This window comes from Ralstonia sp. 22111, from assembly GCF_052045895.1.
In the GTDB taxonomy this organism is placed as follows: Bacteria; Pseudomonadota; Gammaproteobacteria; order Burkholderiales; family Burkholderiaceae; genus Ralstonia; species Ralstonia wenshanensis.
In genome coordinates, this window is record NZ_JBQEPR010000007.1 from 42,595 (window position 1) to 60,764 (window position 18,170).

An 18,170-nucleotide genomic window follows, 5' to 3' on the forward strand; every position below is an offset into this window, starting at 1 on the left:
CCAATCGAATAGGGCTCATTTCAATTCATCTCGAATTGATGGGTTTCCCCTGACTTTGATGGCTATCAATAGCAAATTCCTGCGGTTTGTTAATGTGGTTTCCAATTCTGAGGGAGCGTAAGAGATGAGCCAATCCAACAATGATTTTGAGAATCCGATTCCGGTGAGCCCGACACGACGCAGCTTTCTGAACCGAACGGCAGCGGGCCTGGTCGGCGTCGGCCTGTCCGCCGGACTGGCAGCCTGCAACAAAGGCTCGGACAAGGATGCACCTGCGGCGGCGGCTCCGGCCGATGGCAAACCGGGCGCAGCCGGCGGCGTCGACTACAGCAAGTACGAAGTGCCGCCCGGCCAGCTGGACACGTACTACGCGTTCTCCAGCGGTGGCCACTCGGGTGAGGTTCGCATCTACGGTCTGCCTTCGGGGCGCTGCTTCAAGCGCATCCCCGTCTTCAACATCGATTGCCTGGTCGGCTGGGGCATCACCAACGAATCGAAGAAGATCATGGGCACCAACCCGGACGGCACGCTCAAGTACTGGACCGGCGATACCCACCACGTGCATCCGTCCTATACCGACGGCACGTACGACGGGAAATACATCTTCGTCAACGACAAGATCCACAGCCGGCTCGCCCGGGTGCGCATGGACACGATGGAATGCGACAAGATCGTCGAATTGCCGAACGTCCAGGGCTTCCATGGCGTCTTCCCGGACAAGCGGGACCCGGTGGATGACAAGATCAACCACACCACCCGCGTGTTCTGTGGCAACGAGTTCCATATTCCACAGCCCAATGACGGCCGCGACCTGAACGACCCGAAGAAGTATTTCTGCCTGTTCACCTGCGTGGACGCCGAGACGATGGAGCCCCGCTGGCAGGTCAAGGTCGACGGCAACATGGACCTGGTGGCCACGTCGTATGACGGCAAGCTCGCTGCTTCCAACCAGTACAACACCGAAGGCGGTGTGCATTACGAAGAGATGATGTCCGCCGAGCGCGACGCGTGCGTGTTCTTCAACGTGGCACGGATCGAAGCCGCGGTCAAAGCCGGCAAGACCTTCACCATCGGCACTTCGAAAGTCCCTGTCGTCGATGGCACCAAAGCCGCCAACACCGACCCGAAGACCGCGCTGACCTGCTATGTGCCCGTGCCCAAGAACCCGCACGGCGTGAATGCCAGCCCGGACGGCAAGTACTACGCGTGCTCAGGCAAGCTGTCGCCGACGGCAACCCTGATCGAGCACGACCTCGTCTTGAAGTGGTTCAACGGCGAGATCAAGGAGCCGCGCGACTGCGTCGTCGCCGAACCCGAGATCGGCCTCGGCCCGCTGCACACCGGCTTTGACAACCGCGGCAACGCCTATACAACGCTGTTCCTCGACAGCCAGATCGTCAAATGGAACCTTGAAGCGGCGATCAAGGCGTTCAAGGGCGACAAGACCGCTGTGCCAGTGGTGGACCGCATCGACGTCAATTACCAGCCGGGCCACGGTTTCACCTCGATGGGCGAAACCAAGGAGCCGGATGGCAAGTTCTTCATCTCGGACAACAAGTTCTCGAAAGACCGCTTTCTGCCGGTCGGCCCGCTGCACCCGGAAACAGCGCAGCTCATCGACATCTCCGGCGACAAGATGAAGCTCGTGGCAGACCATGCGGTCTATTCCGAGCCGCACGACTCGATCGTCATCCGCCGCGACATCATCAAGACGCGTCAGGTCTACAACATCGATGAGTTCCCGCACGCGGTGAAAGACCCGAAGGAGTGCCGGGTCGAGCGCAAGGGCAAGCAGGTGACGGTCTACCTGACCTCGCAGGCACCTGCCTTTGGCTTGCGCGAGTTCACTGTGAAGAAGGGCGATGAGGTGACGATCATCCTCACCAACCTCGACAAGGTGGAGGACTTGACCCACGGCTTCGCCATCCCGAAGTACAACATCAACTTCATCGTGAACCCGCAGGAAACCAAGTCGGTCACCTTCAAGGTCGACAAGCCCGGGGTCTACTGGTGCTACTGCACCAACTTCTGTCACGCGCTGCACCTGGAAATGCGCTCGCGCATGCTTGTAGAGGCGTAAGGGAGAAGGCGGACGTATGAAACACCTGTTCTCACGATTGGCGGTGATTGCCGCCACTTGTGCGATGGACACGTCCGCGCTGGCGGGCATCAGCGGCATGGCCTACGAGGCGCCGCTGCCCGCCGGTTTATCGACCGACCCGAACCTGTGCGCAATGGTGCCCTGCACGGACGTGCTGCCTGGCGCCAGCAGCTTCTCACCGCGCAAGGGGCACCCCCCTTACGTAGAGGGCTATCGCGACGTTGCGGGCAAGCGCCAGCTGGTCGGCTATGCGTTCCTGTCGACCGACATCGTGGACATGCCCGGCTATTCGGGCAAACCCATCATTACCCTGATGGGCATAGATGCGCACGGCGTGATCACGGGCGTCAAGGTCCTGCGACATTCCGAGCCGATCCTTCTGCTGGGCATTCCAGAAACCCAACTGACGCACTTCACCTCGCAATACGTCGGCAAGTTCGTCGGGGGAAGCATCGAGATCGGCAAATCCCACGCCGTGAGCGAGGGCGCCGTCGAACTCGACGCGATCAGTGGCGCGACCGTGACGGTGATGTCCGAGAATCAGGTCATTCTGCGCAGCGGCAAGGCCGTGGCAGAACAGGCCGGCATCATCGCGCCCAAGCGGCGCGCCCAGGCGAAGTTTACGCAGGCAAGTCAGCCCCTGAGCTGGAAGGCGCTGCTGGATCAAGGCGCTGTGCAGCGCTTGACCGTGCACCCCGAGGATGTTGGGCTGCAGGCCAGCGGCCAGCCTTACGTGGATATGGTGTTCGGTGACATCAGTGCGCCTGTCGTAGGGCGCAGCATTCTGGGCGATGCGAATTACGCATCGCTCATGTCGAGCCTGAAGCCCGGCGAACACGCGATCTTCATCGCGTCGAACGGCACGGAGAGTTTCAAAGGCTCCGGCTTCGTGCGCGGGGGCATCTTCGACCGCATCCAGGTCGCCCAGGATACCGACACCTTCACCTTCCGGGACCTCGATTACCAGAACCTCTACGGCATCCGCGCAACCGGTGCGCCTGAGTATCGCGAATCTGGCATCTTCATCATCCGCAGCCCGGGGTTTTCGTCGGCGTATCCGTGGAAGCTGGTGTTCCTGGCCAACAAGTTGGACGCGGAAACCGGCGCAAAGACATTCACAAGCTTCGACCAGGAATACTGGCTCCCGGCGGATGAGCTGGTTGGCGGGCGGCCGCAGTACGACCGCCCCGCTCCGCCCTGGCTGCAGATCTGGAAGGCGCGCGCCGTCGAGATTGGCCTGTTCGCCCTCCTGTTGATTGGCGCGGGCGCGGTATACGCGTCGCGCGACACGCTGGTGCGCCGCTCCAGGCGCAAGGACAAGCGCTGGGTCTCCTGGCCCAAGTACGCGCTGTGGACCACGAGCATCGGCTTCGCTGGATTCCATCTCATGGCGCAGCCGTCCATCACGCAGGTGCTGACATGGTTCCACGCCATTCTCTTCAAGTGGCGGTGGGATCTGTTCCTGTCCGATCCGTTCATCTTCCTGTTCTGGTGGTTCATCATCATCAGCGTGTTCTTCTGGGGCCGCGGCATGTTCTGCGGTTGGCTGTGCCCCTACGGCTCGCTGAGTGAGATCCTTTACAAGGTGGGGGGCAAACTTGGTCTTGCGCGCTTCCAGTTCCAGTTGCCCAAGGCGCTGCACGACAAGCTCAAGTGGATCAAGTACGGCGTGTTTGCCGGCCTGCTCGGGATGTCGTTCTACTCGATGGGCACCGCCGAGAAGCTGGCGGAGATCGAGCCGTTCAAGACCACGTTCCTGGTCGGCGTCTGGAACCGGACGTGGCCCTTCGTCACGTTCTGGAGCGTGCTGGCTGTCGCCGCCCTGTTCATCGAGCGGCCATTCTGCAAATACCTGTGTCCGCTGGGCGCCTCGCTCGCCATCCCGTCGACGTTCCGGTGGTGGGGTCTGAAGCGCAAGCAGGAGTGCGGCCCGTGCCGCGCCTGCGAGGCGGGCTGCGGATCGCAAGCCATCGGACGCGACGGCAAGATCGACCAGCGCGAATGCCTGCTGTGCCTGGATTGCATGGTCATGTATTACGACGATCATGCGTGCCCTCCGCTGGTCAAGGAGCGCAAGCACCGCACGAGCGCCGGCTTGAAACTGACACCGATCGGCGCCGACGGCTACTACATCCCGATCCAGCCAGTGCCAAGCGCGCCGCCCAAACCCGCTGCACCGGCGCCCGCTTCGCTGCCGCTGCCTCCGGTGGGCACGCTCGCCCGGTTGCGTCGCGAGCTGACCGATCACCTCTTCCCGTGGAACCGGCAATTCCTCAGCCACCCGTTGTTCTTCCGTGCCGCCGGCATTGGCTTGGCCGTGCTGGTCACCTGGGCGTGGCTGCTCGGTGCGGGCGGCAGGCTTGGCGCCGGCATCGTACTGGGCTGGTGGTTGGCGTGGTCCGCCTACGAATGGGTCATGCGCATGGCGTGCAAGCCCTATGTGAAGGAAGGCGCCTGGTGGGGTTACAAGCTGCGTACAGCCTCCTGGGCCGACATGGCTGCCTATGTCGGCATGAAGAACCTGCTGATTGGCGCAGGCCTCTTCCTTGCCATGAAGGGCGTGGGCGTGCTGCCGGCGCTGCAATCCCTGCCCCAACTGAAATGGCTCTACTGAACCGGCTCCTCTGCGCGATCTCGGCACTGCTGGTCTGCACTGCGGCCTGCGGTGCAGAGATTCGGGTGCTTGCCGGCAGTTCGATTGCGCAGGCGGTCACGCTCGCGCATGCAGGGGACACCCTCATCATCGAGCGCGGGCGGTATCAAGGTCCGGTCCGAATCGACAAGCCCTTGACCCTGGTGGGCATCGACCGCCCCACCATCAGCGGCGGCCTCGCCGGCGATGTGATCCGCGTCGTGTCGCCGGACGTCACGATCGATGGCTTGATTGTCAGCGACAGCGGCGACGACCTCGGCGCGCAGAACGCCGGCATCTACATCCAGCCCGGCGCCGATCGCGCCACGGTCAGACACTGCGAGCTCACCTACAACCTGTTCGGCCTGTGGATCGAGGGCGTGAAGGATGTGCACGTCGTGGGCAACGTGATTGCCGGCAAGCGCGATTACCCCTCCGCGCAGCGCGGCAACGGCATCCAGCTCTACAACACGACGGGGGCGCAGCTCGACGGCAACGAGATCAGTTTTTCGCGTGACGGCATCTATGTCGATGTCTCGCACCACGCGCTGTTTCGTGCCAACCGCATCCACAACGTGCGCTATGGCACGCACTACATGAACTCCAACGACAACGTGTGGGAGGGCAACGAGTCCTACCACAACCGCGGCGGCCTGGCGCTCATGATGACGCGCCGCCAGATCGTGCGCGGCAACCGCGCCTGGGGCAACACCGACCACGGCATCATGCTGCGCACCATCCAGGATTCGGTCATTGAAGACAACGTGGTGTCCGGAAACCTGCGCGGCTTCTTCGTCTACGACGCCGAATACAACGTGCTGAGCAACAACCTCGTCATCGGCAACACGGTCGGCATGCACGTCTGGGCCGGGTCCATTCACAACAAGGTGGACGGTAACGATTTCATCGATAACCAGGAGCAGGTGCGCTACGTTGCCACGCACGACGAGCCCTGGGGCGGGCGCAGCGGCAATTACTGGAGCAACTATGCCGGATGGGACCGCAACGGCGACGGCCGCGGCGACGTGCCCTATCGCGCAAGCGATCTGATGGACCGGCTGTTGTGGCGCTTCCCGAGCGCCAAGCTGCTGCTCAATAGCCCCGCGGTACAGACGTTGAGGCTGATCTCGGAGCAATTCCCGCTGCTGCGCTCACCCAGTGTGGTCGACGCCAGCCCCCGCATGCGTCCACGGGGTAATGATTGGCGCGCGTGGGTGAACAAGCATGATTGAAGCGCGGCAACTGGTGAAGCGCTACGGCGAGATCGAAGCCGTGGCGGACGTGAGCCTGACGGTGCATCCCGGCGAGCTATTCGGCCTGATCGGCCACAACGGCGCGGGCAAAAGCACGCTGTTCAAGATGCTCCTTGGGCTGGAGGCGCCCACCGCCGGTGAAGTGCGCATTGGAGGCCAGCCCATGAGCAGTGGGGCCTTCCGCTCGGTGCGGCGCAACCTTGGCTATCTGCCGGAAAACGTGGTGTTCTATGACAACCTGACTGGCCAGGAAACGCTGGAATTCTTCGCTGCGCTCAAACGCGCCCCCCGAACGGATTGCGCGCGCGTGCTGGAACGCGTGGGGTTGTCCCATGCCGCAGACCGCCGCGTGCGCGGCTACTCCAAGGGCATGCGCCAGCGCCTCGGTTTCGCCCAGGCCCTGCTCGGCCAGCCCACACTCCTGTTTCTCGACGAGCCCACCAACGGCCTGGACCCGCAGGGGATTCGCGACTTCTATCGCACGCTGGGCGAACTGCAGGCACAGGGCGTGACCATCGTGCTGACCTCGCACATCCTGTCGGAAATCCAGGAGCGCGTGGGCCGCCTGGCGATCATGAAAAACGGACGCGTGCATGCGCAGGGCACGGTTCAATCGCTGCGCGAATCAATGGCCCTGCCGCTGTGGTTCGACCTGCGGCTGACGGGCGGCCCTGAACATGCCGAGCCCGCCCTGCGGCGCGCGCTGGCGGCCGCGCCAGGATGCGAACTGCACATCGATGGATCGCGCGCCACCGTGCTGTGCCCGCGGCCGGCGAAGATGCCATTGCTGCAATCGCTATCCACGCTCGGCGCGACACTTGCCGATCTGCAACTGCGCGAACCCTCGCTCGAGGACGTGCTCCTCGGCCAACCCGCTTGAGGCCGGACATGCAATTGACACTCGAACCCCGGCAGATCGGTATTGTCGTCGCCAAGGAATTCCACGACCGCATCCGCAACCGGTGGGTGCTGGCGGTGACCACTGTATTGACAGCCTTTGCGCTGGTGATCGCCTACTTCGGTGCGGCACAGCAAGGCGAAGTCGGGCTGCGCGGCATGGAAGTCACGATCGCCAGCCTGGTCAGCCTGGTGATCTATCTCGTACCGCTGATTGCGTTGATTCTCGGCTTTGATGCGATCGTGGGCGAGCGCGAGCGCGGCTCGCTGGACCTGCTGCTTTCCATGCCGATCACCCGAGTCGAGCTGCTGCTCGGCAAATACCTCGGCTTAGCGGCCGCGCTGGCGTGCTCCACGATCGTCGGCTTTGGGCTGGTCGGGATACTGTTGGCCGTGAAGCTGCCGCTCGCGGCCATGTATCACTACGCTGGCTTCATGCTCAGTTCAGTGCTGCTGGGCATGGCCTTCCTGAGCCTGGCCCTGTTGGTGTCCGTCGTTGCCGCCGATCGCACGCGCGCAAGCGGTGTCGCCATCGCGTTGTGGTTCTTCTTCGTGCTGGTATTCGATCTGCTGCTGCTCGGCGCGCTGATCGCCACGGGCGGAAAGCTGGGATCTGACGCCCTGCCCTACCTGATGCTGCTCAACCCGGCAGACATCTTCCGCATCCTCAACATCTTCAGCTTTGACGAAGTCCGAACACTCTACGGTCTGGCGACCGTATTCCCCGAGCGCATGGCCGACCCGCTCGTGCTCGGCTCCCTCATGACCGCCTGGATCGTCGCTCCGCTCGCCGTGGCCGCATGGAAATTCCGCAAATGAAACGCACACTGCAACCTCCTCTATCCGCCCTGCGCCGCCATGCGCGCACAGCCCTGTTCGCTACCGCAATCGTCCTGGCCGGCTGCCAAGGCGCCGCGTCTACGCCCGGTCCGATCGAACTCACGCGGGATACGCCCTGCAGCCTCGACGGCATGACGGTGGCTGACTTCCCCGGCCCGAAGGCGCAGATTTTGTATGACAAGGGCGCCCCCGACGTCTTCTGCGACACCATCGAGCTGTTCTCGATCGTGCTGCGCCCTGAACAACAGCGGCACATGCGCGCCATGTACGTGCAAGACATGGCCAAGACAGACTGGAATACGCCGCAGGGCCACTGGATCGATGCCCGCACAGCGTTCTACGTCGTGGGATCGAAGGCGCGCGGATCGATGGGCGCCACATTTGCATCCTTTGCCACGCAGGCCGATGCCGACGCCTTCGCTACACATCAAGGCGGCAAGGTTTACAAGTTCAATGAAATAACGCCCCCAATGGCACAGCTCGACGGTGGCGTACTGAAAGACCACCAGATGTAACCGCCCCAGAGAACCCGAAATGATCGATTACTTTGCCAATCTACCGCCCGACGATGCCGTTCAGATGGAGCAGCTCAGCCGCTTGTCCTACGAGCTGCGGGAAAGCCGGCGCAAGCTGCTCGAACCCTATGGGGTGAACGACGAGGGGGATCTGCTCGCGCGTATCGCGGCAGCGGACTTGCCGGAGCATCCGGCCTATGAGCATTACCTCGGCTCACTCGCGCTTGCCACCGCCAAGCAAGATGTCACCGCTGAACTGAAGGCGCTGCTGGCGCGCATGGGAGGCTGATCATGCACCATCTCGAACTCAAAGAGGCACTGGAGGCACACTACGGTGCGGTGTTGGCGGAACCTCCGACGCTGTGCCAGGACGCCTTACTGGTCTCGCTCAACAACGGCGTTCTGCTCGAACTGCGTTACCCCGCTGCGTCGGAATACGCAATCGCGTGGCGCTGGGGGGATGCGCAATTACGCATCGACACCGCGCCGCTGCATCGCACCCTCGCCACCTTCCCGAACCATTTGCACGATGCGTCGGACGTGCTGCGCGAAGATCGCCTGACCCACCCGAGCGCGGAACCCTGGGCCAACGTGCGCGCCGTGATCGATGCCGTGCTGGTCGACCCGCTGTTGCAAGCATAAGCAAACGGCGCTCACCCGGAGCGCCGCCAACCCTGCCCGAGGGCGATGTCGTTACGTCGCCTTCGACGTCATGTAATCCACCCCGGCTTTCACGTCTTCATCGCCGAGCGATGCGTTGCCGCCTTTTGCGGGCATCGTACCCTTGCTGCCCGAGAAGCCGTGCAGCGCATGGTCGTAGAGGGTGTCCTTGCCCTGCGCGATGCGAGGGGCCCAATCGTCCTTCGATTTGAACATCGGCGCGCCGCCGGCACCGGTGCCGTGACACATCGCACAGGTGGACTTGTAGACCTTCTCCCCTTTTTCGACATCGCCAGCGCTGGCCTGGGTTGCCTGCGGCGCAGCGGGTGCTGCAGCCACAGTTGCGGGAGCCGCAGTGGCGGAGGCAGCGGAAGCAGCCTCCTCATTCTTGCTGCATGCCGTCAGCAAGGTGAACCCCACCAGGGCAGCAATGGTTATAGGTCGAATGAGCACGTCGATACCTCGAATCAAAAGGAGTGAGAACAGTGGCCCAAATAGGCCATGACCATGATAAGAATGAATACCGGCTCAGGCCTTGACGCCAATCAGCGCAAGGCTTTGTGGGGCGTTGTAACGTGTCAACTCCCCTACGGCGGTCATGGAAATACCGGCGGGATACCGCTGCACCCGGCACCTTCCTGACGCGCACGTAGCGCGGTCTGGGAATGCCATCGCCGCAGACGGTCACGGCGCCGCACACGTCGCCGTCATCGACGTGTCGCGAGCCATCGGACAAGGCAGCGTATTTGGCGCAGAGGCTGCGATGCAGCATGTTCTCTGATGCAGGCCAAGGCTTCGTTCCTACGTCTGCAGGACACTCTCGGGCCGGGCGGGTGATGGTGCACGTGCGGGAACTGCCGATCCCGGCAGGACTCTGCGTGGGCGACAACACCGCCGATGCGGCATTGCGCAGCGAATTTCATCGCTGGCTTGCACAGCTTTGGGAGAGGAAGGACGCGCAGATCGACGCCATGCTGGCGCGCGCTGCGCTGAAGAACCAATGAGGCGATTCGCTCCGTCGCAACTGTCAACGCGAGGCTGACAACACGGAGAAACAGCGCCCCCGCATCCTGCGAGGGGCTGGCAATGCAGGTTCAGAACCCGAGGCTTTCCAGCAGGTCGTCCACCTGTTCCTGGTTGGCGACCACGTCCGGATGGTCCGGATTGATCTGCGGGCCGTTGAGCAGCGACGTCGCAACTTGCGCGGCTTCCACGCGCAGGTGTTCCGGCGCGTTGTCGAGCAGGATGCCGACGAGCTGGCTCTCGATGAGCTGGACAACATCCAGCACCTTCTTGATCACCTGGCCGGTCAAGTCCTGGAAGTCCTGCGCCATCAGGATTTCCATGAGCTGCTGGTTCGTGTCGCGCGTTTTTTCAGGAACGCTGCGCAGGAAACCGTTGGTCTGGCCGACGAGTGCGCGAATCTCTTCGTCGCCCAGTTGGCGGTCCATCCACGACTGCCAGCGGTTGACCAGCGCCTCGGCGTCGGACTCCAGCGCGTCTTGCACGGGCCGCGCGGCGTCGATGGCGTTGAGCACGCGTGTGGCCGCCTGCTCGGTCATGTTGGCGATGTAGTTCAGGCGGTCGCGTGCGTCGGGAATGGCCGATGCGGCCTTCTCAACGCCCTTGTCCAGGCCCAGCTCGCGCATGCTTTCGCGCAGCATGCGAGTGAGGTGGCCGATGCGCTGGAGCATTTCCGGCATGTCACCGTGGTCTGCGCCTTCTGCGGCAGGTGCCTGGGCGCCATCGTGCATCTCGCTCATCACGCCCCCTTTTCGAGCTTCTCGAAAATCTTGCCCAGCTTTTCGTCCAGCGTGGCAGCCGTGAAGGGCTTGACCACGTAGCCGTTAGCACCTGCCTGGGCAGCGGCGATGATGTTTTCCTTCTTGGCCTCGGCCGTCACCATCAGCACCGGCAGCTTGCTGATGGCGGTGTTGGCGTCAGCACGGATGCTCTGCAGCATCTGCAGGCCATCCATGTTGGGCATGTTCCAGTCCGAGATCACGAAATCGAACCGGCCTTCCTTGACCTTGGCCAGGCCGGCGGCGCCGTCTTCGGCCTCGTCGACGTTGGCAAAACCGAGTTCCTTGAGCAGGTTACGCACGATCCGGCGCATCGTCGGGAAATCGTCGACGACGAGGAATCGGTACTGGCTCTTGTCCATGGACACAATCTCCGCAAACTAACTGAATTGGGGGGTTTCGGGCTTCCTTGGCAATCTTATCGGCGCCTGGGGCCAATTCTTGAGCGCCGGAATGGTGCGGGGCGCCTGACTGCTGCGCCCCGCAACCAATGTACCCGCAAATATTGCGTTATACCCGCGTCACACGGCCGTGTGCCGACAGCTTGGCCAGCACGTGCGGGCCGATCTGCGACAGCGGCAGGACTTCATGCACGCCGCCGTGTGCCACGGCCTCTTTGGGCATGCCGTAGACCACGCAGGACGCCTCGTCCTGGGCAACGTTATAGGCACCCGCGTTGCGCATTTCCAGCATGCCGACCGCGCCGTCCTTGCCCATGCCGGTGAGGATGACGCCCAGGGCGTTGGCCCCGGCGTTGCGCGCGGCGGAGCGGAACAGCACATCCACGGCCGGGCGATGGCGGTTGACCGGCGGGCCCTGGTCCAGCTCGGTGACATAGTTGGCGCCGCTGCGGCCCAGCGACAGATGCATGTCGCCCGGGGCAATGTAGGCGTGGCCAGGCAGCACACGCTCGCCGTGCACGGCTTCCTTCACGCGGATGCGGCACAGGCCGTCCAGCCGCTTGGCGAACGACGTGGTGAAACCCGCCGGCATGTGCTGCACGATGAGGATGCCCGGGCAGTCGGGCGGCATTTCCAGCAGGAAATCCTTGATGGCCTCGGTGCCGCCGGTGGAAGCGCCCACGATGATGAGCTTTTCCGTCGACGAGAAATGGGTACGCGCAGGTGCCGGGGTGGCCGGTGCATGGTCCGCGCGAACGTGTGCGCCAGGTGCGGATGCAGTTGCTGATCCGGGCATCGCAGCCACCGCAACCGGTGCGACCGTACGCGGACGCAGCTTTGCCCGGGCCGCCGTGCGGATCTTGTCGGCAATCTGGTCGGCGTATTCGTTCATGCCGTCGCGCATGCCCAGCTTGGGCTTGGCGACAAAATCCACTGCGCCCAGCTCCAGCGCGCGTAGCGTGGCTTCAGAGCCGCGCTCGGTCAGCGAAGAGATCATGACCACCGGCGTCGGGCGCAGGCGCATGAGCTTTTCCAGGAAGTCGAGGCCGTCCATCTTCGGCATTTCGACGTCCAGCGTGAGCACGTCCGGATTGGTCTGCTTGATGAGGTCGCGCGCGATGATCGGATCGGGCGCCACACCCACCACTTCCATGTCCGGCTGGCTGTTGATGATCTCCTTCAGGATGCTGCGGATCAGTGCGGAATCGTCGATGCACAGCACCTGAATCTTGCGTTTGTCGTTCATGTTCGGGAGCAAGTCTTCTGAATGTTGAGACCGTTGCAAAACGAAGCGAAGCGGTTCTGATGGATCAGCGCCGACGCAGACAGTACAAGTCGTACGGCAAGGCGGCGCTGGGCCGTCAGAATCGTTTTTCAGCGGTCTCCTAGGTAAAGAGTTGGAGGCGCGAGGCAGGCTTCGTCGTGATGGACTTCGACAGCTTGCTGGCGTATTGCGCCTCGCTGTCCAGGTCGGCGGCCGAGTTTTGCGAGCGCAGCTTGCGCACCATGATCTGGCCGGTGGACGGGACGAAATACACCTTGCGCGGGTGCACGTCAAAGAGGTCTTTGGCGGCCACGGTCAGGCCTTCGTTGCGCAGGAATTCGAGCACGAACTTGCCGTTGCGCTCGCCCACGTCGAGCGTGCTCATGCCGGCCAGCACGGCGGCGCCGCCAAACACCTTGATCTCCAGGCGCTCGCGCTTGGCGCCGGCCTTGTAGAGCTGGTTCAGCAGCACTTCCATGGCGTGCGTGCCATAGCGCATGGAGGGCGACAGGATCGATTCCCCCTCGTTGCGCGAGGGCAGCATGAAGTGGTTCATGCCGCCAATGCCGAGGGTCTTGTCGCGCACGCAGGCGGACACGCACGAGCCGAGCACCGTGACCAGCATCAGGTCTTCGGTGGTGACGGAATACTCGCCAGGCAGCACTTTCATGGCGCGCCGCCCGAAGGTGGTGTCGTAATACGCGTGCGTGCTGGCGGACGATTGCGCGAGCGTGGCCATGGCGCCAGCGCTCATGCCGCTGTTCATGCCGCTGTCAGTGCGTACGGCGTCGGCCGCCGATTGCGGGGTCGCGCGTTTGCCGAATTCGATCATCGTGCCCCCATCTTGGCGCGCACCTCAGGCGCGATTTCGTACACGGTCTTGCCGCGCAGCGACCACGCCTTGGTGACCTGCAGGAAGCTCTCCGAATGGCCGGCAAACAGCAGGCCATCGGGTTTCATCACGTCGATGAAATGCTCAAGAATCTTGGCCTGCGTGGGCTTGTCGAAATAGATCATCACGTTGCGGCAGAAGATCACGTCGAACTTCTGCTGCAGCGGCCAATCGCGGTCGAGCAGGTTGATCTGGCGGAAGTCGATCATGGCCTGCAGCTCGGGCCGCACGCGGGCATAGCCCTCCTGCTTGCCGGTGCCGCGCAGGAAATACTTCTTGAGGCGCTCGGGCGACAGGGCCGCGACGCGTTCCATCGGGTAGATGCCGGCGCGGGCGCGCGCCAGCGCGTTGGTGTCCACATCCGAGGCAATCACACTCACCTGGCTGGGCGACATCGAGCCAAAGGCCTCGGCCAGCGTGATGGCGATCGAGTACGGCTCTTCGCCCGTCGACGACGCCGAGCACCACACGGTGAACGGCGTGCGCTTGGCCTTGGCGTGCTCGTGCAGGATCGGGAAGTGATGCTGCTCGCGGAAGAACGCGGTCAGGTTGGTGGTCAGCGCGTTGGTAAAGGCTTCCCACTCGTCGGGCAGGTGGCCTTTTTCCAGCGCATCCAGATAGTCGCGGAACGAGCCGAGGTTCACCACACGCAGGCGGCGGGCCAGCCGACTGTAGACCATTTCACTCTTGCGGTCGGACAGTGAAATACCGACGCGGCGGTAGATCAGGTCGCGGATGCGGCCGAAATCTTCGGCGGTGAATGAAAACTCACGCGACGCGAGCGTCGGCGAAACGGGCGCCAAATTTTGTGCTGCCATGGATAACTAACCCCGTGTTTGGCGAGTCTTGATGCCCGCTCTCAGTCGTTGGCGGGCACCGTTTCCGCGGGCCGCGCCAAGTTTGCTGTTGGCGAGGCTGGCGTCAGAAGGTGCTCCAGTCATCTTCATCGGCAGAACCGGCGGCGAGCTTGAGGGTCGGGGCAATGGCGGCCTCGGAAATGGCAGCCGAAACGACGGCGGCGGCCACAGGTGCAACCGGTACGTGTGCCTCTTGAGGCGCTTTTTCTTCTTGCGCGGCGGGAGCCTCCGGGGCAGCCTCGGGCGCCGCTGCCGGCTTGGCCGACTTGCGCGAAGCCAAGGCGCGCGCAACCGAGGGCACCACTTCGGTCTTCTCTGGGCGGATCTCGCTGCGTACGGACGGTGCCGAAATGGCAGAAACGGCAGAAACGGCAGAGAGGGCACTCGGCGCCGCCACGGCCAACTCCGCCGACGCATCGGTGCGGAATGTCGCCACGGCATTGCGCAGCAGTTGCGCCTGTTCTTCCAGCGACAGGGCGGCAGCGGCAGCTTGCTCCACCAGCGCGGCGTTCTGCTGCGTGACCTCGTCCATCTGGTTCACGGCCTGGTTGACCTGTTCAATACCGGAGCTTTGCTCATCCGACGCGGCGGAAATCTCGCCCATGATGTCGGTCACCCGGCGCACGGCCACCACCACTTCTTCGATCACGGTGCCGGCTTCGGCCACCAGCGCCGACCCGTTGCGCACACGGCCGACGGAATCGCCAATCAGCTCCTTGATCTCCTTGGCCGCCGTGGCCGAGCGTTGCGCCAAGCTGCGCACCTCGCCCGCCACCACGGCAAAACCACGGCCCTGCTCGCCCGCGCGCGCGGCTTCCACCGCCGCATTCAGCGCCAGGATGTTGGTCTGGAACGCAATGCCCTCGATCACGCCGATGATGTCGGCGATCTTCTTGCTGCTGGCGTTGATGCCGGCCATGGTTTCGACCACGCGGCCCACCACTTCGCCGCCCTTGACGGCGATGTCCGACGCGCTGCCCGCCAGTTGGCTGGCCTGGCGCGCGTTGTCGGCGTTCTGCTTCACGATGCTGGTCAGTTCTTCCATGCTGGAAGCGGTTTCCTCCAGCGACGAGGCCTGCTCTTCCGTGCGCTGTGAGAGGTCCGCATTGCCGGCCGCGATCTGCTTGGTGGCACTGGCAATGGAGTCGGCTGAACTCTTGATATTGGTGATCGTGCCGGTCAGTTGCTGCTGCATCTGCGCCATGGCGAAAAGCATGCTGTCGTGGTCGCCGGGGCGCGTCTGCACGTGCACGGCCAAGTCTCCGGCGGCAATGCGGCGGGCAATCTCGGCCGCGTACGAAGGCTCGCCACCCAACTGGCGCGACAGCCGGCGTGCAATGACCAGGCCCAGCACGATGCCGAGCAGCGCGCCCGCGCAGGCCATCACCACCATCACCAGGCGCGAGCGCTGCGCGTCGTCACGAGCCTTGACGGTGGATGCGGCAGAGACCTCCTCCACACGCTTGACCATCTTGTCGAGCGTCTTTTCAAACGCGGCGGTGTCATCCAGCAAGCCGACGTTCTCGGCCGTGACGCGGCTGTCGAACTGGGTCGGGTCCAGGCCCTGCTTGTCCATCAGCGCCACGAAATCGGTCATGCGCTTGCCCCAGACGGGGTAGATCGCATCGACTTCGCGGATCATCTTCTTGCCTTCGTCCGACGTGAACAGCGGGCGCACGTTCTCCACACCGTCTTTCAGGTGCTGCATGCTGTCGGCAATCTGCGTGCTGAGCGTCTTGCGCTCCGTGAGCGTGGTGGCAATCAGCAGCGCCGTCTGCGCACGGCTGGCATGCGCCAGACTGTTGGCGGCGGTCCCCATCTGCGTGATGGCGCGCATCTGCTTTTGCGCCAGTTCTTCGCTTGCCTTGGTCAACTGCGTGATCGTGTAGATGCCCAACCCGCCAATGGCCGCGCCCATGGCCGCCACGATCAGGAAACCACCGGTAAGTACCGTGGACACCGGCAACCGCTTGATCCAACCCATGTTGTCTACCTCTTCCTGTTTTTTATATGCCCCCTAACCGCTATCGGCCTGTGGGGGACGGCTCTTTAGAACCGCCGTGGGGTCATGCCACTTCAGTGGGGGGTCACCCCGGTTTCAGCAGGCACTAGCCCAGGCAAAAAAAAACCTGCCCCGGAGGGCAGGCTGCACACCACAAACACACACGAGAGAGCTTTCGCGAGCAGCGAAGATCCCGTGCATACATGGTCAAAAGGTTTCCCAGTCGCTATCGTCGCCGCCTGCGGCAACGAGCTTGGGTACGGGCAACTTGGGCGCTGACGCAGCCGCTTTGCTCACGGCAGCGGCGGCGGTGCGCTCGCGTTGTTGTTCTTTGGCGCTGGCCGGCGCTGCAGTTGCAGCCACGGCCTGCGCGATGGGTTCAGCGGTATTGCGTGCGGCGGCCTTCGGCTTGGCGGCACGGCGCGGCACGGCCTTGGCTTTGGGCGCCGGCTTGGCAGCCGCGCGTGCGGCCACCGGCACGGTGGACACTGCGTTTGCCTGTGCACCGGCCGGCGTCCGGAACGCCGCCACAGCCTGGCGCAGACCGCTGGCCTGTTCCTGCAGCGACATCGCGGCGGCGGCGGCTTGCTCCACCAGCGCGGCGTTCTGCTGCGTGCCTTCGTCCATTTGCGTGACAGCCTGGTTGATCTGCTCGATGCCGGCGCTTTGTTCGTCCGATGCGGAGCTGATCTCGCCCATGATGTCGGTCACGCGTTTCACGGCAACGACCACTTCGTCGATGACGCTGCCCGCTTCGGCCACCAGCGTGGTGCCGTTTTCAACGCGGCCAACCGAATCGCTGATCAGCTCTTTGATTTCCTTGGCTGCCGTGGCCGAGCGCTGCGCCAGGCTGCGCACCTCACCGGCCACCACCGCAAAGCCCCTGCCCTGCTCGCCTGCGCGTGCGGCTTCCACCGCCGCATTCAGCGCCAAGATGTTCGTCTGGAAGGCAATGCCTTCAATTACGCCGATGATGTCGGCAATCTTCTTGCTGCTGTCGTTGATGCCGGCCATGGTGTCCACCACGCGGCCCACCACTTCGCCGCCCTTGACGGCAATATCCGAGGCGTTGCCCGCCAGCGTGCTGGCCTGACGCGCGTTGTCGGCGTTCTGCCGCACGATGCTCGTCAGCTCTTCCATGCTCGACGCGGTTTCTTCCAGCGCCGAAGCCTGCTGTTCGGTGCGCTGCGACAGATCAGCATTGCCGGCGGCAATCTGCTGCGTGGCACTGGCAATCGAGTCGGAGCCGGAGCGCACCTGCCCCACCATCTTCTGCAGGCTTTCCTGCATGCGTTGAAGCGCCTGCAGCAGGCGGCCGGTCTCATCGGCACGGTCCACATGAATGGTGTGCGTGAGGTCACCCTGCGTGATGTGCTCGGCCTGTTCAATGGCGCGCATCAGCGGCAGCGTGATCGAACGGCGCAGCGCCCACGTCAGCAGCCCGCCCACCAGAATGCCGCCCAACAGCAGGCCGGTGGTAAGAGTGCTCAGCGCGTGGTGCTCGGCCTGGCTGGCTTCGTAGCTGGCTTTGGCCGCGTCCATCTGCAGGCGGTTGAGCGCCGTGACCTTGTCGCCAAGCGGACGGTACAGCGCGGGCATGACGTCCATGACGGTCTTGTTGATGCGCGCTTCGTCATGCGTCTGCACGGCTTGCATCAACACCTGCGCGCCGTCACGCACGAAGACGTCGCGCAAGCCCTGAGCCTCGTCGGCCAGCTTGCGTTCCTCCGCCGTGGTGGGCAGCGCGCGGTAGCGCTTCCAGGCGGCGTCGGACTTGTCGAGGAACATCTTGGCGCGCTCGACCGTTTTTTCCGTGCCGGGCGCATTGGGCGCCATGGCTGCACGATCGAGCACGATGCGGAAGCTCAGGAGGTTGGAATCGGATTCGGCCAATGCCACGGTGCCCGCCAGCTGCACGGCATAGCCGTCCTGCACGCGGGTGTTGGCGTGCCGCATGCCGATCAGGCCCGTCACGCCCACGATGACGGCGAGCACACCAATGCCCGCCATCATCAGCCCCAAACGGAGCCGGATGGTCATTTTGCTGAACATGC

The 18,170-nt window shown here is 63.6% G+C and carries 16 protein-coding genes and 1 pseudogene; 9 read left to right on the forward strand and 8 right to left on the reverse strand.

What is annotated here, in order from left to right; all coding sequences use genetic code 11:
• The first annotated feature begins 124 nt into the window (after window positions 1–124).
• From nosZ to ACTJK4_RS17915, 8 genes are read left to right on the forward strand one after another with little or no spacing between them, the layout of a single operon-like run.
• Window positions 125–2,080 carry a TAT-dependent nitrous-oxide reductase gene (nosZ, locus tag ACTJK4_RS17880; RefSeq protein WP_232039928.1) on the forward strand — a complete coding sequence of 652 codons (1,956 nt, stop codon included), beginning with the start codon at window positions 125–127 and terminating at the stop codon, window positions 2,078–2,080.
• A gap of 16 nt (window positions 2,081–2,096) precedes the next feature.
• A complete protein-coding gene (locus ACTJK4_RS17885; RefSeq protein ID WP_440818585.1) occupies window positions 2,097–4,715 on the forward strand; it encodes a 4Fe-4S binding protein in 2,619 nt (872 codons plus the stop codon).
• Window positions 4,703–5,965: a nitrous oxide reductase family maturation protein NosD gene (locus tag ACTJK4_RS17890; RefSeq protein ID WP_322017791.1), complete on the forward strand. Its 1,263-nt coding sequence runs from the start codon at window positions 4,703–4,705 to the stop codon at window positions 5,963–5,965. The genes ACTJK4_RS17885 and ACTJK4_RS17890 overlap by 13 nt, the downstream gene beginning before the upstream one ends.
• On the forward strand, window positions 5,958–6,866 hold the full coding sequence (locus ACTJK4_RS17895; RefSeq protein WP_322017792.1) for an ABC transporter ATP-binding protein: 909 nt from the start codon (window positions 5,958–5,960) through the stop codon (window positions 6,864–6,866). The genes ACTJK4_RS17890 and ACTJK4_RS17895 overlap by 8 nt, the downstream gene beginning before the upstream one ends.
• Window positions 6,867–6,874: 8 nt before the next feature.
• Window positions 6,875–7,702, forward strand: coding sequence for an ABC transporter permease (locus tag ACTJK4_RS17900; RefSeq protein WP_316657522.1), 828 nt, complete (start codon window positions 6,875–6,877; stop codon window positions 7,700–7,702).
• Window positions 7,699–8,238, forward strand: a complete 540-nt coding sequence (locus ACTJK4_RS17905; protein WP_440077405.1) for a nitrous oxide reductase accessory protein NosL — start codon at window positions 7,699–7,701, stop codon at window positions 8,236–8,238. The genes ACTJK4_RS17900 and ACTJK4_RS17905 overlap by 4 nt, the downstream gene beginning before the upstream one ends.
• Before the next feature lie 19 nt (window positions 8,239–8,257).
• Window positions 8,258–8,527, forward strand: coding sequence for a hypothetical protein (locus tag ACTJK4_RS17910; protein ID WP_024978422.1), 270 nt, complete (start codon window positions 8,258–8,260; stop codon window positions 8,525–8,527).
• 2 nt (window positions 8,528–8,529) lie between these two features.
• Window positions 8,530–8,880 (forward strand): hypothetical protein, encoded by a 351-nt coding sequence (locus ACTJK4_RS17915; protein WP_232039934.1) that lies wholly within the window; start codon window positions 8,530–8,532, stop codon window positions 8,878–8,880.
• 51 nt (window positions 8,881–8,931) lie between these two features.
• Here the strand turns inward: ACTJK4_RS17915 and ACTJK4_RS17920 are convergent, their stop codons facing one another.
• On the reverse strand, window positions 8,932–9,351 hold the full coding sequence (locus ACTJK4_RS17920; RefSeq protein WP_232039935.1) for a c-type cytochrome: 420 nt from the start codon (window positions 9,349–9,351) through the stop codon (window positions 8,932–8,934).
• A 368-nt stretch (window positions 9,352–9,719) separates the two neighbouring features.
• On the opposite strand from ACTJK4_RS17920, the pseudogene ACTJK4_RS17925 reads away from it, so the two are divergent.
• A pseudogene (locus ACTJK4_RS17925) lies at window positions 9,720–9,902 on the forward strand (acyltransferase); the annotation flags it as partial.
• A gap of 90 nt (window positions 9,903–9,992) precedes the next feature.
• Here the strand turns inward: ACTJK4_RS17925 and cheZ are convergent.
• From cheZ to ACTJK4_RS17960, 7 genes are all read right to left on the reverse strand, one after another.
• Window positions 9,993–10,661: a protein phosphatase CheZ gene (cheZ, locus tag ACTJK4_RS17930; RefSeq protein WP_045201941.1), complete on the reverse strand. Its 669-nt coding sequence runs from the start codon at window positions 10,659–10,661 to the stop codon at window positions 9,993–9,995.
• Entirely contained in the window at window positions 10,661–11,062 is a 402-nt protein-coding gene (gene cheY, locus ACTJK4_RS17935; RefSeq protein ID WP_004627759.1) for a chemotaxis response regulator CheY, read from the reverse strand. Before cheY ends, cheZ begins: the two co-directional genes overlap by 1 nt.
• A gap of 148 nt (window positions 11,063–11,210) precedes the next feature.
• Complete coding sequence (locus ACTJK4_RS17940; RefSeq protein ID WP_316869632.1) at window positions 11,211–12,347, reverse strand: protein-glutamate methylesterase/protein-glutamine glutaminase; 1,137 nt, start codon at window positions 12,345–12,347, stop codon at window positions 11,211–11,213.
• Between the two features lie 139 nt (window positions 12,348–12,486).
• Complete coding sequence (gene cheD, locus ACTJK4_RS17945; RefSeq protein ID WP_316869735.1) at window positions 12,487–13,104, reverse strand: chemoreceptor glutamine deamidase CheD; 618 nt, start codon at window positions 13,102–13,104, stop codon at window positions 12,487–12,489.
• 89 nt (window positions 13,105–13,193) lie between these two features.
• Window positions 13,194–14,075: a CheR family methyltransferase gene (locus ACTJK4_RS17950; protein WP_232039937.1), complete on the reverse strand. Its 882-nt coding sequence runs from the start codon at window positions 14,073–14,075 to the stop codon at window positions 13,194–13,196.
• 103 nt (window positions 14,076–14,178) lie between these two features.
• Window positions 14,179–16,098 carry a methyl-accepting chemotaxis protein gene (locus ACTJK4_RS17955; RefSeq protein WP_440818586.1) on the reverse strand — a complete coding sequence of 640 codons (1,920 nt, stop codon included), beginning with the start codon at window positions 16,096–16,098 and terminating at the stop codon, window positions 14,179–14,181.
• A 225-nt stretch (window positions 16,099–16,323) separates the two neighbouring features.
• Window positions 16,324–18,168, reverse strand: coding sequence for a methyl-accepting chemotaxis protein (locus ACTJK4_RS17960; RefSeq protein ID WP_440818587.1), 1,845 nt, complete (start codon window positions 18,166–18,168; stop codon window positions 16,324–16,326).
• Between the last annotated feature and the right edge of the window lie 2 nt (window positions 18,169–18,170).